The organism is Pseudomonas sp. PSE14 (genome assembly GCF_029203285.1).
Lineage (GTDB): Bacteria > Pseudomonadota > Gammaproteobacteria > Pseudomonadales > Pseudomonadaceae > Pseudomonas.
In genome coordinates this window covers 1,202,456-1,225,381 of the sequence record NZ_CP115669.1, presented here as the reverse complement: position 1 = coordinate 1,225,381, position 22,926 = coordinate 1,202,456, and the positions used below count along the sequence as shown (strand labels likewise).

The following is a 22,926-nucleotide window of genomic DNA, read 5'->3' as shown; positions in this document are numbered from 1 at the left end:
CCCTGCGGCCCGTTTTCTGGCGGGATGCCGCGTCATAGGTATCCATCAGCGCGACATCCCGCTGCTGGCCTTGCGCTGATCGAAGCGGCCGTCTTCGAGGAAATAGAACTCACCGAACCCGGGGTCGTACTTGCGCAGACCTTCCCCCGGCAGCGTTGGCAACGACGCGGTCGCCGCCAGCGGCTGGACCAGGTGCGGCGTGACGATCATCAACAGCTCACGGTCGTCCTTGTCCAGGCTCGAGGAGCGGAACAGCGCGCCGATCACCGGGATGTTGCCGAGGAAGGGAAACTTGTCGATGTTGCTGATGGTGCTGCTGCTGATCAGCCCGCTGATCACGAAGCTCTCGCCATCGGCCAGCATCACGCTGGTGTCGGTGCGTCGCACGGTCAGTGCCGGCACCGCGATGTCGTTGGTGCGGATGCCGCTGGAGAAGTCCAGTTCGCTGACCTCAGGCGCCACCTTCAGGGCGATGCGCTTGTCGCTCATCACCGTAGGCGTCAGGGTCAGGCGCACGCCGAACTCCTTGTACTGGATGGTGATGGTGTCGTTATTGCCGTTGGGCACGGGAATGGGGAACTCACCGCCGGCCAGGAACGAGGCACTCTGACCACTGGTCGCCACCAGGCTCGGGCGCGCCAGGGTATAGGCGAAGCCGCTGCCTTCCAGGGCATTGATGAAGCCCAGCCACTTGCTGCTGCCGCCGCCCCAGATGATGTTGAAACCGCCATTGGCATTGCCGAAGGTGCCATCCAGATTGCCTATGGGATCGACCGTCAAGTTCCCCAGGCTGCCCGGCGATCCCAGTACGAAGGTATTGGAACCCCGCCGCACCAGCGAAGTGCTGGCCTGTTTGAGTTTGCTGCGGCTGACCTCGACGAAACGGATGTCGGTCTGCACCTGATTGGACAGGCCTGTGGCAAGGTTGCCTGGCGCCCCTCCCGCATCGGCGATAGCCCGCGAACCGACGCGCACCACGCTGCTCATCGGCTGGTCGCTGCAAGGGGTCCAGATCAACAGGCTGGTCAGGCCCTCGGCCTTGCCGGTGACGAGGAAGTCACGCTTGTCGACCACCTGCACATCGGCAATGTTCGGATCGCCAATGGCTAGGCGCTTGATCGGCACCGGCAGTTGCTGATCGAGCTGGGCGCCCTGCTGAACGTCGAGATTCAGTTGCTGGCCGGCGAATCCGGCACAGGCGCTCGGCACTGCCTGCGCTGCGGAGTGGACGGCACAGGCCAGAAGCGCGGCCAGCGACAGGATGAAGCGCTTGGACATCGATGCACTCCTTGCTCAATGTGCTTCACGGGTGACGGTGGTACCGCGATAGACCACGATGCCCGAACTCACCTCCGGCGCCGAAACCTGGCGTGCGGCCGGCGCAGAACGAGCCTTGCCGAGCAATTGTTCGAGGGTGATCGGCTGGCTGCCGGACGCATTCAGCGATGCCTGTATATAGCGCCCCTGCTGCTCCTTCTCGTAGAGATTCTCGTCCTTGCTGCGCACCGCCAGGCGCAGCGAGCCGGCCTGGCTGGCCAGCATCAGGCGCGAGGCCGCCTCGGCCGGCACGGCCAGCACCGCGGTGCGCGGCGGGCGCGGCGTCTTGTCCTTCGGGTCACCGGCATTGCGCGCCTGGCCATCATTGGCGACGGCGATCTGCTCGCCATAGGTCAGGACGCGCACGCCGGGCAGCACGACCTGGGCACTGACGATGCGATCAGTACCCTGCTGATCCTTCACGAAAAGCATCACGTCAACGTAATCACCGGGGAGCACGAAGCCGCCGCCGCCAATCACCTCGTCCACCGCAATGGCCATGGCCCGCTCGTCCGAACGGATGGTCCGCGCCAGCGGGCCACCCGGCTCCATCAGCGCCGCGGAAAGAATGCTGCCGGCAGGTACCGTGACCCAGACGCGCTGCCCGATCAACGCCTCGGGCTTGGGATAGCTCCCTTTCGGAGCCGTGTGCAGCAGTTCAACGGCAAGATCGTCCTTGCCAATCACTGTCAGTGCCGCAAGTTCACGGCGAGCCACCACCACAGGTGTACGTTGCAGCTTGTCCGCCTCCGCCATCGCCGCGGGCGCCACCTGCTGCATCGCGCCGGCGACCGGCGCCGCCGGCTTCCCCACCGACAATCCCAGATAACCCACAACCCCAGCACACAACAGCAACAGCCCGGCGAAAGCCATCAGCACCTTGCTATTCATGACCACATCCTTGCGTGTTATCGGGATGAGTGGACCGGTGGTCCACAGCCTGATCGGAAGCCACAACACCGGGAATGCCGGTATACGTCCTTCAGACCCTTATTGTTATTTCTCGGCCCGCCGAGGAACTTCGATAAGAAGCATTCCTCATAATTAGCTTCTGCTAGTTCCAAAGCAGAATTTAGTTGCTGTGGGAATAGCGTCAAATGGCCACGAGAAAATTCCAATCCTCAGTTAGCTCTACTTCTCCATGACTATAACTTTGGTATTAGCGCTATTTGAGCAATTGCATTCTGCCATGCGAAGCCTAGCCTGACGGTGAAGTCGGGGCGCCCCGCCCTGGATGTCGAGCGTGCACGGAGCTACGGCCATGGATATCAAGATCGCTGTGAAAGAACTTCCGCTTAGTGCGTACTGCAAGATCAAGTCCTTCCTGCAGGACCGCGAAGGCGCCACTGCCATTGAATACGCAGTTATCGCTGGTCTGATTTCCATCGCTCTTTTGACTGCAGCCGGCCCAATCGGAGAAAAAGTCGGGGAGCTGATGACAGCAGTTCAAGATGCACTCGCCGGCTCTAACGCTGCACAGTAAGTGACAGGCAATCGAACCGGAGGAAATGGCACATTTCCTCCGGACGCTTATCTTTTCACTAAAGTCCTGCCGAATATTGCCGACACATCCTGCCTACCCCTTCGTTCCACCTGCAGGATGCTTTACCGATGCTTCGCTCGCTGTCCTTCGCCAAGAAGATCCTTCTGGCGGCCTCCCTCGTGGTCATCTTCGCCTTCGCCTGCTTCATCCTCTTCAACGACTTCCGCCAACGCGAGGCGATCCACGACGCCACCGACTCCAAACTGACCGAGGTCGGCAGCCTGACCGCCAGCAACATCCAGAGCTGGCTGGAAGGCCGCATCCACCTGGTGGAGAGCGAAGCCGCGCAACTGGCCGACGGCGAACCGACGCCCGAGCGCATCCAGCACGTGCTGGAGCAGGCGGTGTTCCAGAAGAATTTCGAATCGGTCTACCTCGGCGAAGCCGCCAGCGGCGTGTTCACCATGCGCCCCTATGCACCGATGCCCGATGGCTATGACCCGCGCCAGCGCGGCTGGTACAAGGATGCCGTGGCCGCTGGCCGCCTGATCGTCACCGAGCCGTTCCTCGACGCCGGCACCAACGAGCAGATCCTCGCCATGTCCATGCCGGTGATGCGCAACGGCCAGCTGATCGGCGTCGCTGCCGGCGACATGAAGCTGGAAACCATCACCGCCATCATCAACTCGCTGAAGTTCGACGGTAACGGCTACGCCTTCCTGGTCAGCGACGCCGGCAAGATCCTGCTGCACCCGGACAGCCAGCAGATCTTCAAGAACCTCTCCGACATCTACCCGCAGGGCGCCCCGAAGGTGCAGACCGGCGTGCAGGAAGTCAGCCTCGATGGTGAAGACCAACTGGTCTCCATGTCCCCGGTGAAAGGCCTGCCGGGCGTGACCTGGTACGTCGCCCTGGTACTGGACAAGGGCGCGGCCTATTCGATGCTCAGCGACTTCCGCACCTCGGCCATCATCGCCACGGTCATCGCCATCGTCGCCATCCTGCTCCTGCTGGGCATGCTGATCCGCGTACTGATGGCCCCGCTGAACGACATGGGCCGCGCCATGCAGGACATCGCCCAGGGCGACGGCGACCTCACCCAGCGGCTGAAAGTCGCCAGCAACGACGAGTTCGGCGTGCTGGCCAATGCCTTCAACCGCTTCGTCGAGCGCATCCACGAATCCATCCGCGAAGTGGCCTCCACCGCGCGTAGTCTGCATGACGTTTCGCAGCTGGTGGTCAACGCCTCCAACTCGTCCATGAGCAACTCCGACGAGCAGGCCAACCGCACCAACAGCGTGGCCGCCGCGATCAACGAGCTGGGTGCCGCCGCCCAGGAGATCGCCCGCAACGCCGCCGACGCCTCGCACCATGCCACCGATGCCTCGCACCAGGCCGGCGATGGCCGCCAGGTGGTCGAGCAGACCATCAGCGCGATGAACCAGCTGTCGGACAAGATCAGCTCCGCCTGCGCCAACATCGAGGCGCTGAACAGCCGCACGGTGAACATCGGCCAGATCCTCGAAGTGATCAAAGGCATCTCCGAGCAGACCAACCTGCTGGCGCTGAACGCCGCCATCGAAGCCGCCCGCGCCGGGGAAGCCGGCCGTGGTTTCGCCGTGGTCGCCGATGAGGTGCGCAACCTGGCCCACCGCGCCCAGGAATCCGCCCAGCAGATCCAGAAGATGATCGAAGAACTGCAGGTCGGCGCCCGCGAAGCCGTGGACACCATGACCGAAAGCCAGCGCTACAGCCTGGAAAGCGTGGAGATCGCCAACCGCGCCGGCGAGCGCCTGGCCAGCGTCACCCACCGCATCGGCGAGATCGACTCGATGAACCAGTCGGTGGCCACCGCCACCGAGGAGCAGACCGCCGTGGTCGACTCGCTGAACATGGACATCACCGAGATCAACACCCTGAACCAGGAAGGCGTGGAAAACCTCCAGGCCACCCTGCGCGCCTGCGCCGACCTGGAGAACCAGGCCGGCCGTCTGCGCCAGTTGGTGGACAGCTTCCGCATCTGATCGGTGCGAAAAAGCAAAAGGCGCCTTCGGGCGCCTTTTTTGTTCGCGAGCAAGCTCGCTCCTACAACGCTCGACCTGACCCGCAGGAGCGATGGGAGCGCCCGGTCCGCCCTACCGTTCGTCCCCCTGCCTCAAGCTTTTCCCCGGCGTGCCGACAGCAAAGATGAAGGTCCGCGAGAACAACGAAACCAGGCGGACCCGATATCACCGCTGGCACATGGGAGTGCCGGCCCCGCTCGCCCGGCTACCCGCCGAGCCGGCTTCGTCCGCTCCGTCACCACACGGACGGGCGCGCCCTGGCGACATCGGATCTGTCGCCCGGACCCACGCCGTTCTGGCATCCCACTACCTCCGGACTCGACGCAGCATGATCAAGAGCCTGAAATTCAGCCATAAGATCCTCCTGGCCGCCTCGCTTGTGGTTTTCTCCGCTTTCGCCCTCTTCACCCTCTACAACGATTACCTGCAGCGCAACGCGATCCGCGAGGATCTCGAAGACTACCAGCGGGAAATGGGCACGGTGACCGCGAGCAATATCCAGAACTGGCTGAGCGGCCGATTGCTGCTGATCGAAAACACGGCGCAGACCATCGCCCGCGACAACGCACCGGACAAGCTTGCCGCGCTGCTGGAACAGAACACCCTGCGCAGCACGTTCAACTACACCTACCTGGGCCAGGAAGACGGCACCTTCACCATGCGTCCGAACGATGCCATGCCCGACGGCTACGACCCACGTACCCGTCCCTGGTACAAGGACGCCCAGGCCGCCGGCGGCACCACCCTGACCGAGCCATACATCGACGCAGCTACCCAGCAGTTGGTCATCACCATTGCCACACCGGCCCGCAATGGCGGCAAGACCGTCGGCGTGGTTGGTGGCGACCTAGGCCTGCAGGCCCTGGTACAGATCATCAACTCGCTGAACTTCAGCGGCATGGGCTACGCCTTCCTGGTCAGCGGCGACGGCAAGATCCTCGTGCACCCGGACAAGAACCTGGTGATGAAGACCCTGGCCGAGGTCTACCCACAGAACACCCCGACGATCGGCAGCGGTTTCAGCGAGGCCGAACTCGACGGCCATACCCGCATCCTCAGCTTCACCCAGGTGAAGGGGTTGCCCTCGGTGAACTGGTACATCGGCCTGTCCATCGACAAGAACGCCGCCTACGCCATGCTGAGCAAGTTCCGCGCCTCGGCCAGCGTCGCCGCGATCATCGCCATCGTCGCCATCCTGCTCCTGCTGGGCATGCTGATCCGCGTGCTGATGGCCCCGCTGAACGACATGGGCCGCGCCATGCAGGACATCGCCCAGGGCGACGGCGACCTCACCCAGCGCCTTAAGGTCGCCAGCAACGACGAGTTCGGCGTGCTGGCCAACGCCTTCAACCGCTTCGTCGAGCGCATCCACGAGTCGATCCGCGAAGTGGCCTCCACCGCCCGCAGCCTGCATGACGTTTCACAGCTGGTGGTCAACGCCTCCAACTCGTCCATGAGCAACTCCGACGAACAGGCCAACCGCACCAACAGCGTGGCCGCCGCGATCAACGAGCTGGGCGCCGCCGCCCAGGAGATCGCCCGCAACGCCGCCGACGCCTCGCACCATGCCACCGATGCCTCGCACCAGGCCGGCGACGGCCGCCAGGTGGTCGAGCAGACCATCAGCGCGATGAACCAGCTGTCGGACAAGATCAGCTCCGCCTGCGCCAACATCGAGGCGCTGAACAGCCGCACGGTGAACATCGGCCAGATCCTCGAAGTGATCAAAGGCATCTCCGAGCAGACCAACCTGCTGGCGCTGAACGCCGCCATCGAAGCCGCCCGCGCCGGGGAAGCCGGCCGTGGTTTCGCCGTGGTCGCCGACGAGGTGCGCAACCTGGCCCACCGCGCCCAGGAATCCGCCCAGCAGATCCAGAAGATGATCGAAGAACTGCAGGTCGGCGCCCGCGAAGCCGTGGACACCATGACCGAAAGCCAGCGCTACAGCCTGGAAAGCGTGGAGATCGCCAACCGCGCCGGCGAGCGCCTGGCCAGCGTCACCCACCGCATCGGCGAGATCGACTCGATGAACCAGTCCGTGGCCACCGCCACCGAGGAGCAGACCGCCGTGGTCGACTCGCTCAACATGGACATCACCGAGATCAACACCCTGAACCAGGAAGGCGTGGAAAACCTCCAGGCCACCCTGCGCGCCTGCGCCGACCTGGAGAACCAGGCCGGCCGTCTGCGCCAGTTGGTGGACAGCTTCCGCATCTGATCGGTGTGGAAAAGCAAAAGGCGCCTTCGGGCGCCTTTTTTGTTCGCGAGCAAGCGGAATCCGCTCTCGTAGGCGCGCTGGGGGCGCCTGGCCCTTATCCGCTATGGGCGAACCTGGGCCCGCCCAATGTCCTCAGCGCCGCTTGCTCCCACCCAACAGCGCCCCCATCAATCCACGCACCAGCTGTCGGCCAATCTGGTTGGCCGCCTGCCGGACCACGGTCTTCGCCGTCTGGCTGGCCAGGGTTCCAAGCAGCTCGCCGGCCAGCCCACCCAGGTCGCTACCAAAGCCCTTCTCCTCCGGTTTGGCCTCTGTCGGCGCCATCTTGTCGTCAGCGCGCCCGGTGAGCCTCTCGTACGCGGACTCGCGATCGATCGGTTGATCGTAGCGGCCGGCCAGCGGCGAGCGGCGGATCACTTCCGCACGCTCGGCGTCGGTCAGCGGGCCGATGCGCGATTGCGGCGGCGCCACGGCAACGCGCTGGACCATGGCCGGCGTGCCCTTCTCCTCCAGCGTGCCCACCAGCGCTTCGCCGATGCCCAGCTCGGTCAGCACCTTGAGGCTGTCGAACGCCGGATTGGGACGGAACCCATCGGCCACCGCGCGCAGCGACTTCTGCTCCTTGGCGGTGAAGGCCCGCAGGCCATGCTGGATGCGCAAGCCGAGCTGGGCCAGCACGTCATCGGGCAGGTCGCTCGGCGACTGAGTGACAAAATACACGCCCACCCCCTTGGAGCGAATCAGCCGCACCACCTGTTCCAGGCGGTCCTGCAATGCCTTGGGCGTGCCGTTGAATAGCAGGTGCGCCTCATCGAAGAACAGCGCGAGAATCGGCTTGTCAGCATCGCCGCGCTCGGGCAACTGCTCGAACAGCTCAGCCAGCAGCCAGAGCAGGAAGGTGGCGTAGACCTTGGGCGCGTCATGCACCAGCTTGCTGGCGTCCAGCAGGTGGATGCGACCACGGCCGTCGGCCTCGGGGCGCAGCAGGTCCTCCAGTTGCAAGGCCGGCTCGCCGAAGAACGCCTCGGCACCCTGCTGCTCCAGCAACGCAAGACGGCGCAGCAAGGCCTGGGACGAGGCGGCGGTGAACAGCGCGCGGTCCTCGCCGAGGATTTCCGGGTGTTCCTTGAAATGGTTGAGCAGCGCCTTGAGGTCCTTCAGGTCGAGCAGCAGCAGCCCCTCGCGATCCGCCACCTTGAATGCGGCGAACAGTGCGGCTTGCTGGCTCTCGGTCAGCTCCAGCAGGTTGGCCAGCAGCAGCGGCCCCATCTCCGACAACGTGGTACGCAGCGGATGACCGGACTTGCCGGCCACATCCCACAGGCTCACCGGATAGGCCTTGGGGGTGTAGTTCAGCCAGGGCATGCTGGCGATGCGCTCGGCCACCTTGCCCTGTGGGTTGCCGGCGGCGGCGATGCCGCACAGGTCGCCCTTGATGTCGGCGGCGAAGACCGCGATGCCAGCATCGCTGAAGGACTCGGCCAGGCGCTGCAGGGTGACCGTCTTGCCGGTGCCGGTAGCGCCGGCGATCAGGCCGTGGCGGTTGGCGAGCTTCCAGGCCTGGCCGACCGGCTGGCCGTCGGGACCTGCGCCGATGATGAGTTCGTTCGTGGATGACATCCGTTGTTCCCCTTCAGTGGGCCTGTCGCGATGAATTCAACAGCAAGAGTGGCGCGTCCCGCGGCACTGCGCAATCGACTAGCCCGGCACTTTGAAGACATGCTTGAGGTAGTGCAGGAAGTTCTCATCCCTGCACTGGGTCTTGCCCGGCGTATCGGAAATCTTCGCCACCGGGTGCCCGTTGCAGGCGGCCATCTTCAGCACGATGTTCATCGGCGTGGCACCGGGCACATCGCAGGTGAAGTGGGTGCCGATGCCGAAGCTGACGTCGATACGACCGCGCAGCGCCCGGTAGATTTCCAGGGCGCGCGGCAGATTCAGACCGTCTGAGAACACCAGGGTCTTGCTGCGCGGATCGATGCCCAGGCGCTCGTAATGACGGATAGCCTTTTCCGCCCACGCCAGCGGGTCGCCCGAGTCATGGCGCAGGCCGTCGAAGAGCTTGGCGAAATACAGGTCGAAATCGGCCAGGAAGGCATCCATGGTGATGCAGTCGGTCAAGGCGATGCCCAACTGGCCACGGTATTCGCGAACCCAGCAGTCCAGCGCGGCGGCCTGGCTGTCGATCAACCGCGGGCCGAGCTGCTGGTGCGCCATCAGCCATTCGTGGGCCATGGTGCCCAAAGGCTTCACCCCCAGCTGGCGCGCCAGGTGCACATTGCTGGTGCCGACGAAGTGACCGGGGAAACCATCGCGCAGGTCCCGCACCACGGCCTCCTGCACCGGATAGGAGAAGCGCCGGCGGGTGCCGAAGTCGGCCATCTTGAACCCGGCCAGTTCCTCGGCGCTGGTCTCGCCACGCAGCCAGAGGAACTTCTCCTGCAGACGATCACGCACCGCCGTCAGCGAGGCGCCCGGATAGCGGTGGCGATTGCGCACCTCGCTGATGGTCGCCAGCAGCGGCACCTCGAAGAGGATCACATGCAGCCAGGGGCCATTGAGGCGGAGGAAGAACTCGCCATTCTCGACGCCCATCTGCACATAGCAGGGATTGAAGCGGAACAGACCGAGGAAGCGGATGAAGTCCGGCTTGAAGAACGGGATGCGTTCGAGGAAGGCGAGCTCCTGGGGTGCGAAGGACAGCTGCGACAGGTACTCGACCTGCTCACGGACGGGGTCCAGGTAGGCCCGCAGGTCTTCCTCGTTGCGGCAGCGAAACTCCCACTCCACTTCGGCGTTGGGATAGTTGTGCAGCACCGCCTGCATCATGCTCAGCTTGTAGAAATCGGTATCCAGCAGGTTCTGCACGATCCGCCGGGAAAATACGCTGTCGCTCATGCTCGTCTCGTTGCAGGCTTCGAACCGGCAGTCTAAACCCGCCGCCCACAAAAAACCCCGCCGAAGCGGGGTTCTTGTCAGATACACGAAGCTCAGCGCGATTGCGCAACGCCACCCTGCGACATGCCGAACAGGAACAGCAGCAGGTCCTGGTCCGGGCTGGCCGCCTCCTTGTGACGCATGTTGGGCGGAATCGAACAGGAGTCCGCCCGGCTCGAAATGACCGAGGGAGAGGGTTCATGCCAAGCGGCTGCCGCCAGGGTTGCCACCCCGAGCGCGCCGACCAGGAGCAAACTTCGCGTAATTTCTAATTTCATGTCTGCAACCCTTTGATGGCGCTGCCAAACGCCGCTTGGTAACCATAGACAAAGGCCTGCCACTGCGCTTCTGTCCACGACGAACGGCGTTTCACCTGGCGAAGGTCGTGACGTGCAGCGCGCTGGGCGCTGAAACGTCGGCGGGCCTTCTCCATGTCGATCAGCGCCACTTCAATCTTGTCGCCGTCCACCCGCACGAAGACGTGCTTGAGGTACAGGCAGCCATGTTGCCAATGGCCGGCGTTAAGTTTGGCGAGGGTACTACCGTATTGTTGCAGAATGCGTTGATGCAGCGCTTCGCCCCAACGCTCGCGGTCGCCACGGGCGTAGCAGTCTTCCAGGCTGGAGAATCCGTCAAGGGATTCGGTCACCAGTAGCGCCTGCCATTCGCCGTTGACCTTGCGGCAACCGGCGTAGACCAGGGTCGGAACCTTCACACCCAGGGCCTCTGCGGCCTTGAGTGCATCACGCTCACGAATGGCGGTGGGGTAACCGAAGGGATGCAGCAGATCGCGATAGATGTGCCCCATCTGCTGCTTGCGGTACAGCAGGCGCCCGTCAGCAGTGAGGACGCGCTGCACGCCGCTTTCGCCGCCGCGCCGCCGATTCGGTTCCTCTACCCATTTGCCGGGAATCTGCAACCAGCGATCGATAGCGTTTTCACCGGAAATTTGCTGCAGAGATGCCAGATCAGCGGCCATTGTTATTCCTTACGCAGAATGTAGACCCGCCACATATGGATGAGCGGGACGAAATCAATGTGATCCTGAACCTTGAAACCTGCTTGGCGGAACTCCGCCTCGATGGTCTTGGCCGGAATCACGAAACGGTTCTGGTAGGCGTGCTTCTTGCGAGAGCTTTCGGCGCGCTTGCGTTTCCAGGACTTGAAGTTGCCATCCACCCACATCGACAGGATCACCGAGTCACGGGTGACGCGGTGGAACTCGCGCAACATGGTCAACCGGTCGCTCACTTCGCCGATGTGGTGCATCAGGCGCATCGAGAAGATGCTGTCGACGGCGTTGTCGGGCAGATCGATGGCAAACGCCGAAGTCTGCAAAGGTCGAACGCGTTTTACAACCTCTTCCGGCTGTCCGGCACAGGCAACCGCGATCATGTCCGGGGAGTTGTCCGCCCCGATGATCACGCGGTTTTCCTTTTCAGCCAGCATCGGCCAGAAGCGCCCGGCGCCGCACGGCAGGTCAAGCACCAGATTGGGCTGACCGGCGAGCTTGAGTGCCTGGCGGGCAACTTGGACATCCCGCCAGTGGGAAAGTTTCCGCGACAGCCCGGCCTGGTGTTTACGCAGATAGCGCTCGGCATGCTTGCGGTCGTATTTCTGGGAAAACTCCAGATCGACGGGTTTGTCACTCATCGGATGTCTACCTATCCCTATCTCAGATCGAACGATACCGACCAGCCTGTCACAGCCCGGTCACTCACTTGTGAAGTTTTCGTCAAAGAACGGCTAGGCAAACTTCGAAGCGACAGCCGTGTGGTTCAACAGGATGCAGACTGACGTCCCAGCCTTCCGAGGCGCAGATGCGCTTGACCAGCGACAACCCCAGCCCAAGCCCCTCGCCACGCGGGTTCGCGCCCCGCACGAACGGCTGGAACACGCGTTCGCGCTGCTCTTCGGGGATTCCCGCACCGGTGTCTTCGACCCAGAATCCGGTTGCGGAAAGTTGTAAGCGGATGCTGCCTGTTTCGGTGTAATGCATCGCATTGCGCAATAAATTGCTCATTACCGAGCGCAGGAACGGTGCGTTGAACTGGCCGGGCATGGCTTGCGCACCCACGAATTCCAGTCGCAACCCTTTCGCTTCGATCGGCCCACGCCATTGTCCGACCAGTTCCTCGGCGATCTGCAGAAGTCCCGCCTGGGGGACGATTCCCATATCCTTGCGCTGCGCGCGTGCCAGCAGCAGGAAGGTCTGGACCAAGTCACGCATCTCCTCGCAGGCGCTGGTCATCCGCGCCAATTGGCTACGCGCCCTGGCGCTCAATCCGGGTTCCTCGGCCAGCAGTTCGCAGCTGGTGGCGATCACCATCAGCGGGGTGCGCAACTCGTGGCTGACGTCACTGGTGAAAAGCTTTTCCCGGGTCAGCACGTCGTGCAGCCGGCCCATGGCGTAATCGAAGGCCGATGCCAGCTCACCAACCTCGTCACGGGCATAGTCCGGCGCCATCGGCGGCGCCAGCTCCAGCAACTGGTCGCGGTGACGTACCTGGCGCGCCAGGCGGGCCACCGGCTCCATGACCTTGCGCGAGAGCAGCCAGCCCAACAGGCCGGCCAGCGTCAGGCTGAGCACGTAGCCGGTAACCACGGAGGCGTAGAGAACCTGCTCGCGCGCCTCGAAATCGCTCTGGTCCTGCAGCAGCACGAAGCGCCGGCCACCCTCATCACGCACCAGCGCATGGAAGGACAACTCGCCGTCGAAGACCTCGTGGAACCCTTCATCCAGGCGGCGCAGCGCCGGTGGCATGGCGTACACACCCTGGCCATCGCTGATGAAGAAGCGCATGCCGGGATCGAGCTTGGGGGCCTGGCCGATCGCCAGGTCCGCCTGGAGAATCCGATCGAGCTCGCCGCCCAGATCGTGGGAGATCAGTCGCTCCTCGACGACATGGACCACCCCGACGATCCCGACCGAAAAGAGTCCGCCGACCGCGGCGGTCATGAGTACGAAGGCAAAGACAATCCGTCGGGAAAGGCTCTGCTTATACTCCATTCGCTTCCTCCGCCAGGCGGTAGCCGACGCCGTGCACGGTGTGCAGCAGCGACGAATCGAAAGGCTTGTCGATCACCTGGCGAAGTTGGTGGACGTGGCTGCGCAGGCTGTCGCTGTCGGGGCAGTCGTCACCCCAGACCGCCTCTTCCAGTACGTCGCGGCGCACCACGTGGGGACTCTTCTGCATCAGCACCGCCAGCAGCTTCAGGCCGATAGGGTTGAGCTTGAGCGGCTTGCCGTTGCGGTTCACTTCCAGCGTGTCGAGGTTGTAGCTCAGGTCGCCGACCTGCAGCTCGCGGCGTCCACCGCCCTGGCTGCGGCGCAGCACGGCCTCGATGCGGGCCGCCAGCTCCGACAGGGCGAACGGCTTCAACAGGTAATCGTCGGCGCCGGAACGGAAGCCCTGCAGGCGGTCGTCCAGTTGGTCGCGGGCGGTGAGCATGATCACCGGGGTGTCGCGCCGGGCGTCCTCACGCAACCGGCGGCACAGCGTAAAGCCGTCCAGCCCCGGCAGCATGACGTCGAGCACAATCAGGTCGTAATGGGATGTCGCTGCCAGATGCAGCCCGGAAAGCCCGTCCTGCGCGCAATCCACCGTATACCCCTTGAGTCCGAGGTAATCGGCCATGTTCGCCAGAATGTCCCGATTGTCTTCAACCAACAGAATGCGCATGAACTCTCCTCCGAAGTGCACCCTAGCCTATCTTCCTTAAATGGAACTTAAACGGGTTTGACAGAAATTTCACATTCGAATGAGAGCGCGGTAACGGCGCCGAGCCGCCCCGGCGCTGGGCGTGGCTCACTCGTCCTCGCCGACGACCCCGAACTCGATCGGAGTCTTCACGTAGAACAACTTGACCCCGGCCTGGCGGATCACCGCGAAGATCCGTTCTGACTCCTCGGCGGTCACCGCCATGGTGACCTCCTGCGGCTGATCGGCCAGCTCGAAGAAATGCGTGTAGTGAATCCGCCCGGTCTTGCCGAATCCTTCGCTCGCAGTCATCAGGGTCGCGCCGCGCACACCTTGCCGCCGCGCCTCCTCCAGCAGCCACTGGGCCACCGGCAGGCCGGCATGCTTGCGGTCCTGCTGGGTGAAGAACTTCAACTGGAAACCGTTCATCTCTACCTCCCCGTTTTCATCGCCCCATCAGCCAGTGGATCGACAGCAGACCCAGCATGGTCATCAGCAGCGAACCCACCAGGTGCGTGGCGACCGCGCCCAGCGCCCAGACCAGACGGCCCTGCTGCAGCAGCACCACGACCTCGGCCGAAAAGGTCGAAAAGGTGGTCAGCCCGCCACAGAAACCGGTAATGATCAGTAACCGCCATTCTGGCGCGAGGCCGGGGGTATTGGCGAAGAAGGCGATGGCCGCGCCGATGATGTAGCCGCCCACCAGGTTGGCGACCACCGTGCCCGGCGGCAGGGAAGGCAGCAGCGTGTTGAGCTTGAGCCCGAGCATCCAGCGCAGCAGCGCACCGAGGGCGGCGCCAAGGGATACGGCGAGAATGGATTTCCACATGATCCTGTCCTTGGGAGGGATGTTTTGGACAGGCTGCAGGCGAGCGCCTACGCGCCTTTCCAGGTCAATGCGTAGGCATCATCAGCCACGAGGGCGGTTGAAGGAGGAATGCCATCTCCTGCTGCGCAGTCTGGCATAACCCTCACGCATGAAAAAGCCCCGCCTAGGCGGGGCTTCTTCTTACAGCAGATGCCGGGTGGCTTACATCATGCCGCCCATGCCACCCATGCCGCCCATGTCCGGCATGGCCGGAGCAGCCTTGTCGTCCACTACTTCGGCAACCATGGCCTCGGTGGTGATCATCAGACCGCCGATGGAAGCAGCAGCCTGCAGGGCCGAACGGGTGACCTTGGCCGGGTCCAGGATGCCCATCTCGATCATGTCGCCATAGACACCGGTAGCGGCGTTGAAGCCGAAGTTGCCGGAACCCTGCTTGACCTTGTCGACCACCACGCTCGGCTCGTCACCGGCGTTGGCAACGATCTGGCGCAGCGGAGCTTCGACAGCGCGACGCAGCAGAGCGATACCGACGTTCTGCTCTTCGTTGTCGCCCTTCAGGCCTTCGATGGCTTGCAGAGCGCGCACCAGGGCCACGCCACCGCCAGGAACCACGCCCTCTTCCACCGCAGCACGGGTAGCGTGCAGGGCGTCTTCGACGCGGGCCTTCTTCTCTTTCATCTCGACTTCGGTGGCAGCGCCAACCTTGATCACGGCAACACCGCCGGCCAGCTTGGCCAGACGCTCTTGCAGCTTCTCGCGGTCGTAGTCCGAAGAGGTCTCTTCGATCTGCTTGCGGATCTGCAGGACGCGGGCTTCGATGTCAGCCTGGGCGCCAGCGCCGTCGATGATGGTGGTGTTTTCCTTGTTCAGGACTACGCGCTTGGCGTTACCCAGGTGCTCCAGGGTGGCGCCTTCCAGGCTCAGACCGACTTCTTCGGAGATGACGGTACCGCCGGTCAGGATGGCGATGTCCTGCAGCATGGCCTTGCGGCGATCGCCGAAGCCCGGAGCCTTGACAGCAGCGACCTTGACGATGCCGCGCATGTTGTTGACCACCAGGGTGGCCAGGGCTTCGCCTTCGACGTCCTCAGCAACGATCAGCAGCGGACGACCGGCCTTGGCGACAGCTTCCAGCACCGGCAGCATTTCGCGGATGTTGGAGATCTTCTTGTCGACCAGCAGCAGCAGCGGGCTGTCGAGCTCGGCAGCCATGGTGTCCGGCTTGTTGATGAAGTAGGGGGACAGGTAGCCGCGGTCGAACTGCATGCCTTCTACGACGGACAGTTCGTTTTCCAGGCCCGAGCCTTCTTCAACGGTGATCACGCCTTCCTTGCCGACCTTGTCCATGGCTTCAGCGATGATTTCGCCGATGGATTCGTCGGAGTTGGCGGAGATGGTGCCAACCTGAGCAATGGCCTTGGAGTCGGCGCACGGCTTGGCCAGGTCTTTCAGCTGAGCAACGATGGCCACGGTGGCCTTGTCGATGCCGCGCTTCAGGTCCATCGGGTTCATGCCGGCGGCAACGGCCTTCAGGCCTTCGTTGACGATGGCCTGGGCCAGAACGGTAGCGGTGGTGGTGCCGTCACCGGCAGCGTCGTTGGCCTTGGAGGCAACGTCTTTCACCAGCTGGGCGCCCATGTTCTCGAACTTGTCTTTCAGCTCGATTTCCTTGGCAACGGACACGCCATCCTTGGTGATGGTCGGAGCGCCGAAGGACTTGTCCAGTACCACGTTACGGCCTTTCGGGCCGAGGGTGGCTTTGACAGCGTCGGCCAGGACGTTCACGCCGACCAGCATTTTCTTGCGAGCGGAATCGCCGAACTTAACTTCTTTGGCAGCCATGTTCTCTTTCCTCTAAATCGAATTCAGTGGGTTGGGGGGACGGACTGGATCAGTCTTCCAGGACGGCGAGGATCTCGGACTCGCCCATCACCAGCAGCTCTTCACCGTCGACCTTGATGGCGTTGCTGCCCGAGTACGGGCCGAAGACCACCTTGTCACCCACTTTCACTGCCAGAGCGCGAACTTCGCCGTTGTCCAGCACGCGGCCGGCGCCGACGGCGACTACTTCACCGCGGTTCGGCTTCTCGGCGGCGGAACCCGGCAGCACGATGCCGCCTGCGGTCTTGGTCTCTTCCTCGCTGCGACGGATGACGACGCGGTCATGCAGAGGACGAAGCTTCATAGTCGTAACTCTCCCAAACAGTGATTTCCAACGGCCGGATCGATGCCCGGCAGGTTTTGTTGAATCCGGCGGTGCCGGTTTGCGACCCGGTTGGCGAGTCGCGTAAAGAGCAGCCTGTCCGTGTGACAGGGACCTTGCGGTGACCGGTACATAAGGTCGCTACAAGGCATTTCAAGGGTATGAAGAAAAAATTTTTACTCGGATGGACGCCGCGGGCAGCCAGGGCCGCTCGCCGCTCAACGCAGACGGTCGCGGTCTTCCTCGCGGCGCTGGTATTCCCCTTCAATCACATTGGGGCCACCACGCTGCTGGGCAGCGGGATCGTCGGCGAAGGCGCGCCGGCGCATGGCCTGCTCCTGTATGCGCTGGCGCACACGGCCGAGCATCAGGTGACGGGTGAAGGGGATCAGGCAGAACAGGCCGATGATGTCGCTGATGAAACCCGGCAGCATCAGCAGGCCGCCACCGACGGCGATGACCAGGCCATCGAGCATTTCCTGCTCGGGCAACTCGCCGCGGCTCAGGCGCTCACGGGCGCGCATCGCGGTCGCGAAGCCGGCCACGCGCAGCACCGCGGCGCCGATGAAGGCGCCGGCGATGATCAACAGAAGGGTCCAACCCACGCCGATCACGCTACCGACCTTGATCATCACGGCCAGTTCGATCAGCGGGAACAACAAAATCAGAAAAAGGGGAACTCGCATCAGTGAATCCTTGGCGGGGCAATTGCCCGGGTAAAGGCTAGGTGGCGACGCCCCGCCCTGATTTCAAGGGTCGCTCAAGCCTGGATCACTTCATTGCCCGGCCAGACCTCCGCCCGCGCCAGCTGCACCAGCGCCTGGCGGACCTCGCCAGGATCGCCGCACGGCGCGGGGAAGGGCAGCCAGTGCAGGACCTGGCCGATACGCAGGTGGAAACCTTCTGTATCAATTCCCGCCAGCTCCGGCGTTGCCTCGCCCGGCAGTTCGGCCAGTTGGACATAGTGCGCCACGGCATTGGCATGGTCGCTGTTCATGTGCCCGACCATGCTGCGCTCCACTTCACCGACGAAGGGATTGGCCAGCGGCACGCTCTCGGCGCTCAGCCAGTGGATGTCGCCGAAACCGCCGATGTAGCGCCATTGCACCGGCTCCAGCACCCAGAAATCGAAGTCATGGACGATGTGGTAGTCCTGCGAACCGGGGAAGTAACGGTAGTAGCGCTCGGCGGCGTCGGCGATGGCGTCCACGTCCTCGATCTGCCGCGCCTCGGCCAGCAGGGTCAGGCGGCCGGCGGCCTGGATGTCGTCAGCGCTGCGTTCGCCGATCAGCAGCGAACACTTGCCGTCCTGCAGCAGGTTATGGGTGTGCTGGGCGATGCGGCTGATCAGGATCAGCGGCCGGCCCGCCGCGTCCAGGCAGTAAGGCACCACCGAGCCAAAGGGGAATCCCGGCCACTTTTTCGAGTGGGTGGAGAGGACTGCGCGGTATTCCTTGAGCAGCAATTCTCGGGCATTCTTAGCGGCTTTCACGCTCACCTTTATGACTCCTCGCAAAGAATCCGTCGTAAAACGGACGGGCAGGATGACTCTGTTCTCAGCTGCCGGCGAGGCCTCTCACCAGAAACTGTTCGTGGGGTTGTTCAGATGCAATTGAAAGACAAGGTCATCATCATCACCGGGGGCTGTCAGGGCCTGGGGCGTGCCATGGGCGAGTATCTCGCCGCCAAGGGCGCCCGCCTGGCGCTGGTCGACCTCAACGCCGAAAAACTGGACGAAGCCGTGGCTGCCTGCAAGGCCGCCGGCGGTGACGCTCGCGCCTATCTGTGCAACGTCGCCAATGAGGAACAGGTTACCCATATGGTGGCCCAGGTCGCCAGCGACTTCGGCGCCATCAACGGCCTGGTCAACAATGCCGGCATCCTGCGTGACGGCCTGACCATCAAGGTCAAGGACGGCGAGATGAGCAAGATGAGCCTTGCCCAGTGGCAGGCGGTGATCGACGTGAACCTGACCGGCGTGTTCCTCTGCACCCGTGAAGTCGCCGCGAAGATGATCGAACTGAAGAACGAAGGCGCGATCATCAACATCTCCTCCATCTCCCGCGCCGGCAACATGGGCCAGGCCAACTACTCCGCGGCCAAGGCCGGTGTCGCCGCCGACACCGTGGTCTGGGCGAAGGAACTGGCGCGCTACGGCATCCGCGTGGCCGGCGTTGCACCGGGCTTCATCGAGACCGACATGGTCGCCAGCATGAAGCCCGAGGCCCTGGAGAAAATGACCTCCGGCATTCCGCTCAAGCGCCTGGGCAAGCCGATGGAAATCGCCCACTCGGTGGCCTACATCCTCGAGAACGACTACTACACCGGCCGCGTGCTGGAGCTGGACGGCGGTCTGCGTCTGTAATCTCCCCGGCCAATAAAAAGCCCCGCCTAGTGCGGGGCTTTTTATTGGAGCTCTCGTAGGAGCAACTGTCTTCTACCGGGTTAATCCCTGCCTGCGTTTCCCCCTCACCCCAGCCCTCTCCCTCAGGGAGAGGGAGCCCTCCGAGCCGGCTGACACTATGGTTCAACCTGCACCGAACAGTCCCCTCTCCCGCTTGCGGGAGAGAATTAGGGTGAGGGGCCTTTGATCTTGTAGGAGCGGATCTTATCCGCGATTCGGCTGCAAGGCCGGCCACAACAGCGGTCCCAACGCCGGGATTTCGCGGAGAAGCTCCGCTCCTACGGAAAGCAGCGCGTGCCGGCGTCGAAGCACTACCAGCCCACACCCAGGCCCAGGGTGTAGCGACGCTCGTTCACATCACCATCGTGACCACTGAGCTTGTCCCATTCCGCCTTGAGGCTCAGGGACGCCCAGGAGGTCAACTTGTAACGCACACCCGCCTCGCTATCGAGCTCGTAGTCCACGTTGGACTCCAGCGGCTTGCTGACCTCGCCGTTGGTGAACAGCTCGAACTGCTTGGCCAGCAGGAAGCGGTTGTAGTCCCACTTCACGCTGCTGGAGTAGAAGTGGTCCTTCTCGTTATCGGTGAATTCGTAATCGTTGCGGTTGATCAGGGTAGCCAGGGAGAAGGCGCCCAGCTCGTTGTCCCAGAACTGGTAACCCGGACCGGTGCCGACGGTGCGCTTCTTCTCCAGGTCCTCGACCCAGTCGCGCTTGTACTGCGCCTGGCCCTGCCAGAACCAGTGTTCATCGAGGAAGCGGTCCAGCGCGTACTCGGCCGAGTAGTTGTTGGTGCTGACCGAGTCATTCTTCTTCTCGCGGTTGTATTCGCCCTGCAGGTTGTGTCGCCAGCGGCCGTGGCGGGCGTTGGTCTTGAAGTCGATGTCATAGTCCTCGACATCGTTCTCGGCCTGCTTGTGGTCGAGGGAGAAGTCGACGTTGCCGGTCCACACCCAGTCTTCGAGAATCGGCTTGGGCGGCATCATCTGCTCGATGCTGGCCACGTCCACGGTGCGTGGCGAACCATTGACCAGGGTGACCTTGCCTGGCTCGGCGGCCTTGAGGCCCTTGGAGTGCTCGCCATTTTCCTCGTCGTACTTCACCAGCAGGTTCTGGTCGGTCTCGAGGGTGGCGATCTGGTCGCCCTTCAGGGTGATGTCGCCGCCGTACTGGGTACTGAGCAGCAATTTGCCGCCGTCGTAGAGCTTGATCGTACCGGTGAGGCGGTCGCCGTTCTTCAGCCAAACGGTGTCGGCAACGGCGGAAAGTGAACAACTGGCAAGTGCAACAAACAGCAGGTTTCTGGACAGCATGAGTCTGGGTCAACGGGCTCTGTGGGCAAAAAAGCCGGGCATTATCCAGACACCCGACGCTTGAGCAAGGACTGACCGGCCCCTGTCCGGGGAAGTTCATCCGCACTGACAGATGGGTTTCAGTCCGGCAACGATTTGCCCATCGCCGACATCCCGATATGCTGCCCCGGTATGCCGCGAAACGTGATCACGCCATGCCCAAGCGCAAGACCGACTCCCCCGCTCCCCCTGCCGACCTCGGGCTGGAAAGCCTGCAGGTGCGCCGCGAGGCCATCTTCCTGGTGCTCGCCCAGGTACCCGAGGGATGCGTCGTCAGCTACGGCGAACTGGCCCGCCTGGCCGGTCTTGGGCGCGCCGCGCGCCTGGTCGGGCGCATTCTCGGACAACTGCCGGCCGATACCCGCCTGCCCTGGCATCGGGTGATCGCCGCGGGCGGTCGCATCAGCCTCGCGCAAGGTACTCCGTCGGGTAACGAGCAGCGCGCACGATTGCGTGCGGAGGGTGTCAGAATCCATAACGATAGGGTGGACATACGTCGGCACGGCTGGCCTAGCAGCGAGCAGTCCTAGTAGAGTTCGCGTAATTTTCGATCTGCTGGAATACAACCCCCATGAAAGAGCATTCCTGGCGAGAGGCATGGATTGCCTACAAGTCTCCCGCCAGCCTCGCGCTTTTGCTGCTGGGATTCGCCGCCGGCCTGCCGTACATGCTGGTGCTCTCCACTCTCTCGGTGTGGTTGCGTGAGGCGGGTGTCGCTCGGGAAACCATCGGCTTCGCCAGCTGGATCGGGCTGGTCTACGCCTTCAAATGGGTGTGGTCGCCGATGCTCGACCAGTGGCGCCTGCCCGTCATCGGACGACTCGGCCGCCGCCGCTCCTGGCTGGTGTTCTGCCAGGGTCTGATCGCCTTGGGCCTGCTCGGCATGGCCCTGTGCAACCCGCAAGCGCACCTGAACTGGCTGATCTGCCTGGCGATGGTGGTGGCGTTCGGCTCCGCCACCCAGGACATCGCCATCGATGCCTACCGCCTGGAGATCGCCGAGAACACCCGCCAGGCCGCCCTCGCCGCCTGCTACATGACCGGCTACCGCGTCGCCGTGCTGTTCGCCACCGCGGGCGTGCTGTTCCTCGCCGAGTGGGCCGGCTCCAGCGTCCTGCATTACAGCCAGTCGGCCTGGGCGCTCACCTACGCGGTGTGTTCGCTGGCCATCCTCCCCGGCCTGATCACCACCCTGCTGATGCGCGAGCCGCCGGTGAACGTGCAGCCCCAGGCCGGCAGCTCGGCATTCGCCTTCAACCACCAGGTGCTCTCGGTACTGCAGTTGCTGGTACTGCTGATCTCGGTGCCGGCGATGCTCACCGCACTGACCAACCAGGCCTGGCCACGCGCCGCGCTCTACGCCATCTTCATCGGTATCTGCATGACCCCGCACGGGCGGCGGCAGATCCGCCCGGTGCGCGAGCTGCTGTCGAAGGTGCGCCGCCCTCTGCTGCTCGCCGTACATGGCAAGGGCCTGCCGCAGTTCGACTTCGTCCACCAGGCCGTGTCGGTGATGGTGCTGATCATCCTGCTGGTGACCAGCACTGCGTTCTATGGCATGGCCAGTACCGGCAAGTGGTGGCTGGCCTCGCTGTACCTGCTGATCGCCCTGAGCTGCATTTCCGCGCCAGGCCGCCTGCTGATGGCACCGGTGCTCACGCCGATCACCGAGTTCGTTCGCCGCTACCGCTGGCAGGCGCTGCTGCTGCTCGGCCTGATTTCCACCTACCGGATGTCCGACACCGTCATGGGTACCATGGCCAGCGTGTTCTACATCGACATGGGCTTCACCAAGGACACCATCGCCACCGTCAGCAAGCTGTTCGGCGTGGTCATGACGCTGGTTGGCGCTGCGGCCGGCGGCGTGCTGATCGCCCGCTTCAGCATCCTGCCGATCCTGTTCATCGGCGGTGCGGCCTCGGCGGCCACCAACCTGCTGTTCGCCATGCTGGCGCAGATGGGCGCCATCGACGATCCGCAGCTGATGAGCCAGAACGTGTTCGCACTGCTCAAGGTGCTGGAGCCGCACGTGACCATGCTGGTGGTGACCATCATGCTCGACAACTTCAGCGGCGGCCTGGCCACCTCGGCCTTCGTCGCCTACCTGTCGAGCCTGACCAACCTGAAGTTCTCCGCCACCCAGTACGCCATGCTCAGCTCCACCATGCTGCTGCTGCCGCGTTTCATCGGTGGCTACTCCGGGACCATGGTCGAAGGCATGGGCTACGAGCGGTTCTTCTTCTTCACCGCCCTGCTCGGCGTTCCGACCCTGCTGCTGATCGGCTGGCTCTGGCTGCATAACCGTGGCGACATGACCAACGGCGCGCCGGACGAACCGCCCGAGAGCCAGGCGCAGCCCAGCGCGGAGCGTCACTAACGCGCAATGAAAAAGAAAAAGGCCGGCGAATGCCGGCCTTTT

Annotated in this window: 22 protein-coding genes and 1 riboswitch; of the genes, 6 read left to right on the top strand and 16 right to left on the bottom strand. The window is 63.5% G+C overall.

The features are described from left to right. Positions 1 to 45: 45 nt before the first annotated feature. On the bottom strand, positions 46 to 1,278 hold the full coding sequence (locus tag O6P39_RS05705; RefSeq protein WP_275610427.1) for a type II and III secretion system protein family protein: 1,233 nt from the start codon (positions 1,276 to 1,278) through the stop codon (positions 46 to 48). 15 nt (positions 1,279 to 1,293) lie between these two features. Then, positions 1,294 to 2,208, bottom strand: coding sequence for a Flp pilus assembly protein CpaB (gene cpaB, locus O6P39_RS05700; RefSeq protein ID WP_275610426.1), 915 nt, complete (start codon positions 2,206 to 2,208; stop codon positions 1,294 to 1,296). Positions 2,209 to 2,596: 388 nt separating this feature from the next. On the opposite strand from cpaB, the gene O6P39_RS05695 reads away from it, so the two are divergent. The 3 genes from O6P39_RS05695 (at position 2,597) to O6P39_RS05685 (ending at position 7,081) form a co-directional block, all read left to right on the top strand. Continuing rightward, positions 2,597 to 2,800 carry a Flp family type IVb pilin gene (locus O6P39_RS05695; RefSeq protein ID WP_345774676.1) on the top strand — a complete coding sequence of 68 codons (204 nt, stop codon included), beginning with the start codon at positions 2,597 to 2,599 and terminating at the stop codon, positions 2,798 to 2,800. Positions 2,801 to 2,928: 128 nt separating this feature from the next. Next, positions 2,929 to 4,824, top strand: a complete 1,896-nt coding sequence (locus tag O6P39_RS05690) for a methyl-accepting chemotaxis protein (RefSeq protein WP_275610424.1) — start codon at positions 2,929 to 2,931, stop codon at positions 4,822 to 4,824. A 367-nt stretch (positions 4,825 to 5,191) separates the two neighbouring features. Then, positions 5,192 to 7,081: a methyl-accepting chemotaxis protein gene (locus O6P39_RS05685; protein ID WP_275610423.1), complete on the top strand. Its 1,890-nt coding sequence runs from the start codon at positions 5,192 to 5,194 to the stop codon at positions 7,079 to 7,081. A gap of 132 nt (positions 7,082 to 7,213) precedes the next feature. Here the strand turns inward: O6P39_RS05685 and O6P39_RS05680 are convergent, their stop codons facing one another. The 13 genes from O6P39_RS05680 to O6P39_RS05620 form a co-directional block, all read right to left on the bottom strand. Beyond that, complete coding sequence (locus tag O6P39_RS05680; protein WP_275610422.1) at positions 7,214 to 8,701, bottom strand: helicase HerA-like domain-containing protein; 1,488 nt, start codon at positions 8,699 to 8,701, stop codon at positions 7,214 to 7,216. 78 nt (positions 8,702 to 8,779) lie between these two features. Further along, positions 8,780 to 9,979, bottom strand: coding sequence for a nicotinate phosphoribosyltransferase (pncB, locus tag O6P39_RS05675; RefSeq protein WP_275610421.1), 1,200 nt, complete (start codon positions 9,977 to 9,979; stop codon positions 8,780 to 8,782). A gap of 92 nt (positions 9,980 to 10,071) precedes the next feature. Continuing rightward, on the bottom strand, positions 10,072 to 10,296 hold the full coding sequence (locus O6P39_RS05670) for a hypothetical protein (protein WP_275610420.1): 225 nt from the start codon (positions 10,294 to 10,296) through the stop codon (positions 10,072 to 10,074). Continuing rightward, a complete protein-coding gene (locus O6P39_RS05665) occupies positions 10,293 to 10,997 on the bottom strand; it encodes a lipopolysaccharide kinase InaA family protein (RefSeq protein WP_275610419.1) in 705 nt (234 codons plus the stop codon). Before O6P39_RS05665 ends, O6P39_RS05670 begins: the two co-directional genes overlap by 4 nt. 2 nt (positions 10,998 to 10,999) lie before the next feature. Further along, positions 11,000 to 11,671: a class I SAM-dependent methyltransferase gene (locus O6P39_RS05660; protein ID WP_275610418.1), complete on the bottom strand. Its 672-nt coding sequence runs from the start codon at positions 11,669 to 11,671 to the stop codon at positions 11,000 to 11,002. An 82-nt stretch (positions 11,672 to 11,753) separates the two neighbouring features. Further along, a complete protein-coding gene (locus tag O6P39_RS05655; protein WP_275610417.1) occupies positions 11,754 to 13,028 on the bottom strand; it encodes a HAMP domain-containing sensor histidine kinase in 1,275 nt (424 codons plus the stop codon). After that, positions 13,018 to 13,701 (bottom strand): response regulator transcription factor, encoded by a 684-nt coding sequence (locus O6P39_RS05650; protein ID WP_275610416.1) that lies wholly within the window; start codon positions 13,699 to 13,701, stop codon positions 13,018 to 13,020. The genes O6P39_RS05655 and O6P39_RS05650 overlap by 11 nt, the downstream gene beginning before the upstream one ends. A gap of 126 nt (positions 13,702 to 13,827) precedes the next feature. After that, positions 13,828 to 14,148: a DUF190 domain-containing protein gene (locus tag O6P39_RS05645; RefSeq protein WP_275610415.1), complete on the bottom strand. Its 321-nt coding sequence runs from the start codon at positions 14,146 to 14,148 to the stop codon at positions 13,828 to 13,830. A 16-nt stretch (positions 14,149 to 14,164) separates the two neighbouring features. Then, positions 14,165 to 14,548, bottom strand: a complete 384-nt coding sequence (gene crcB / locus O6P39_RS05640) for a fluoride efflux transporter CrcB (protein WP_275610414.1) — start codon at positions 14,546 to 14,548, stop codon at positions 14,165 to 14,167. Positions 14,549 to 14,613: 65 nt separating this feature from the next. Beyond that, a riboswitch (Fluoride riboswitch) is annotated at positions 14,614 to 14,676 on the bottom strand. A gap of 73 nt (positions 14,677 to 14,749) precedes the next feature. Beyond that, positions 14,750 to 16,390, bottom strand: a complete 1,641-nt coding sequence (groL, locus tag O6P39_RS05635; protein ID WP_275610413.1) for a chaperonin GroEL — start codon at positions 16,388 to 16,390, stop codon at positions 14,750 to 14,752. 49 nt (positions 16,391 to 16,439) lie between these two features. Further along, positions 16,440 to 16,733 (bottom strand): co-chaperone GroES, encoded by a 294-nt coding sequence (locus O6P39_RS05630; protein WP_009617968.1) that lies wholly within the window; start codon positions 16,731 to 16,733, stop codon positions 16,440 to 16,442. 236 nt (positions 16,734 to 16,969) lie between these two features. Next, the gene (locus tag O6P39_RS05625) at positions 16,970 to 17,437 is read right to left on the bottom strand and encodes an FxsA family protein (protein WP_275610412.1); all 468 of its coding nucleotides are present in this window, start codon (positions 17,435 to 17,437) and stop codon (positions 16,970 to 16,972) included. A gap of 74 nt (positions 17,438 to 17,511) precedes the next feature. Next, positions 17,512 to 18,249: a HugZ family protein gene (locus O6P39_RS05620; RefSeq protein ID WP_275610411.1), complete on the bottom strand. Its 738-nt coding sequence runs from the start codon at positions 18,247 to 18,249 to the stop codon at positions 17,512 to 17,514. Between the two features lie 108 nt (positions 18,250 to 18,357). On the opposite strand from O6P39_RS05620, the gene O6P39_RS05615 reads away from it, so the two are divergent. Next, positions 18,358 to 19,116, top strand: a complete 759-nt coding sequence (locus O6P39_RS05615) for an SDR family oxidoreductase (RefSeq protein ID WP_275610410.1) — start codon at positions 18,358 to 18,360, stop codon at positions 19,114 to 19,116. A gap of 350 nt (positions 19,117 to 19,466) precedes the next feature. Here O6P39_RS05615 and O6P39_RS05610 read toward each other — a convergent pair whose 3' ends face one another. Next, positions 19,467 to 20,468 (bottom strand): DUF481 domain-containing protein, encoded by a 1,002-nt coding sequence (locus O6P39_RS05610; RefSeq protein WP_275610409.1) that lies wholly within the window; start codon positions 20,466 to 20,468, stop codon positions 19,467 to 19,469. Positions 20,469 to 20,662: 194 nt separating this feature from the next. On the opposite strand from O6P39_RS05610, the gene O6P39_RS05605 reads away from it, so the two are divergent. Together O6P39_RS05605 and O6P39_RS05600 are read left to right on the top strand one after the other, a co-directional pair. After that, positions 20,663 to 21,037, top strand: a complete 375-nt coding sequence (locus O6P39_RS05605; protein WP_207883823.1) for an MGMT family protein — start codon at positions 20,663 to 20,665, stop codon at positions 21,035 to 21,037. Positions 21,038 to 21,078: 41 nt separating this feature from the next. Further along, positions 21,079 to 22,884 carry an AmpG family muropeptide MFS transporter gene (locus O6P39_RS05600; RefSeq protein WP_275610408.1) on the top strand — a complete coding sequence of 602 codons (1,806 nt, stop codon included), beginning with the start codon at positions 21,079 to 21,081 and terminating at the stop codon, positions 22,882 to 22,884. The last annotated feature ends 42 nt before the right edge of the window (positions 22,885 to 22,926 follow it).

What these genes read in the sequence shown, in the direction of transcription:
- O6P39_RS05610 (WP_275610409.1), bottom strand. Translation starts at nt 20,468, where the DNA reads ATGCTGTCCAGAAACCTGCTGTTTGTTGCACTTGCCAGTTGTTCACTT.
- O6P39_RS05645 (WP_275610415.1), bottom strand. Translation starts at nt 14,148, where the DNA reads ATGAACGGTTTCCAGTTGAAGTTCTTCACCCAGCAGGACCGCAAGCAT.
- O6P39_RS05670 (WP_275610420.1), bottom strand. Translation starts at nt 10,296, where the DNA reads ATGAAATTAGAAATTACGCGAAGTTTGCTCCTGGTCGGCGCGCTCGGG.
- O6P39_RS05685 (WP_275610423.1), top strand. Translation starts at nt 5,192, where the DNA reads ATGATCAAGAGCCTGAAATTCAGCCATAAGATCCTCCTGGCCGCCTCG.
- O6P39_RS05615 (WP_275610410.1), top strand. Translation starts at nt 18,358, where the DNA reads ATGCAATTGAAAGACAAGGTCATCATCATCACCGGGGGCTGTCAGGGC.
- O6P39_RS05625 (WP_275610412.1), bottom strand. Translation starts at nt 17,437, where the DNA reads ATGCGAGTTCCCCTTTTTCTGATTTTGTTGTTCCCGCTGATCGAACTG.
- cpaB (WP_275610426.1), bottom strand. Translation starts at nt 2,208, where the DNA reads ATGAATAGCAAGGTGCTGATGGCTTTCGCCGGGCTGTTGCTGTTGTGT.
- crcB (WP_275610414.1), bottom strand. Translation starts at nt 14,548, where the DNA reads ATGTGGAAATCCATTCTCGCCGTATCCCTTGGCGCCGCCCTCGGTGCG.
- O6P39_RS05660 (WP_275610418.1), bottom strand. Translation starts at nt 11,671, where the DNA reads ATGAGTGACAAACCCGTCGATCTGGAGTTTTCCCAGAAATACGACCGC.
- O6P39_RS05605 (WP_207883823.1), top strand. Translation starts at nt 20,663, where the DNA reads ATGCCCAAGCGCAAGACCGACTCCCCCGCTCCCCCTGCCGACCTCGGG.
- O6P39_RS05680 (WP_275610422.1), bottom strand. Translation starts at nt 8,701, where the DNA reads ATGTCATCCACGAACGAACTCATCATCGGCGCAGGTCCCGACGGCCAG.
- groL (WP_275610413.1), bottom strand. Translation starts at nt 16,390, where the DNA reads ATGGCTGCCAAAGAAGTTAAGTTCGGCGATTCCGCTCGCAAGAAAATG.
- O6P39_RS05690 (WP_275610424.1), top strand. Translation starts at nt 2,929, where the DNA reads ATGCTTCGCTCGCTGTCCTTCGCCAAGAAGATCCTTCTGGCGGCCTCC.
- pncB (WP_275610421.1), bottom strand. Translation starts at nt 9,979, where the DNA reads ATGAGCGACAGCGTATTTTCCCGGCGGATCGTGCAGAACCTGCTGGAT.
- O6P39_RS05630 (WP_009617968.1), bottom strand. Translation starts at nt 16,733, where the DNA reads ATGAAGCTTCGTCCTCTGCATGACCGCGTCGTCATCCGTCGCAGCGAG.
- O6P39_RS05650 (WP_275610416.1), bottom strand. Translation starts at nt 13,701, where the DNA reads ATGCGCATTCTGTTGGTTGAAGACAATCGGGACATTCTGGCGAACATG.
- O6P39_RS05600 (WP_275610408.1), top strand. Translation starts at nt 21,079, where the DNA reads ATGAAAGAGCATTCCTGGCGAGAGGCATGGATTGCCTACAAGTCTCCC.
- O6P39_RS05665 (WP_275610419.1), bottom strand. Translation starts at nt 10,997, where the DNA reads ATGGCCGCTGATCTGGCATCTCTGCAGCAAATTTCCGGTGAAAACGCT.
- O6P39_RS05705 (WP_275610427.1), bottom strand. Translation starts at nt 1,278, where the DNA reads ATGTCCAAGCGCTTCATCCTGTCGCTGGCCGCGCTTCTGGCCTGTGCC.
- O6P39_RS05655 (WP_275610417.1), bottom strand. Translation starts at nt 13,028, where the DNA reads ATGGAGTATAAGCAGAGCCTTTCCCGACGGATTGTCTTTGCCTTCGTA.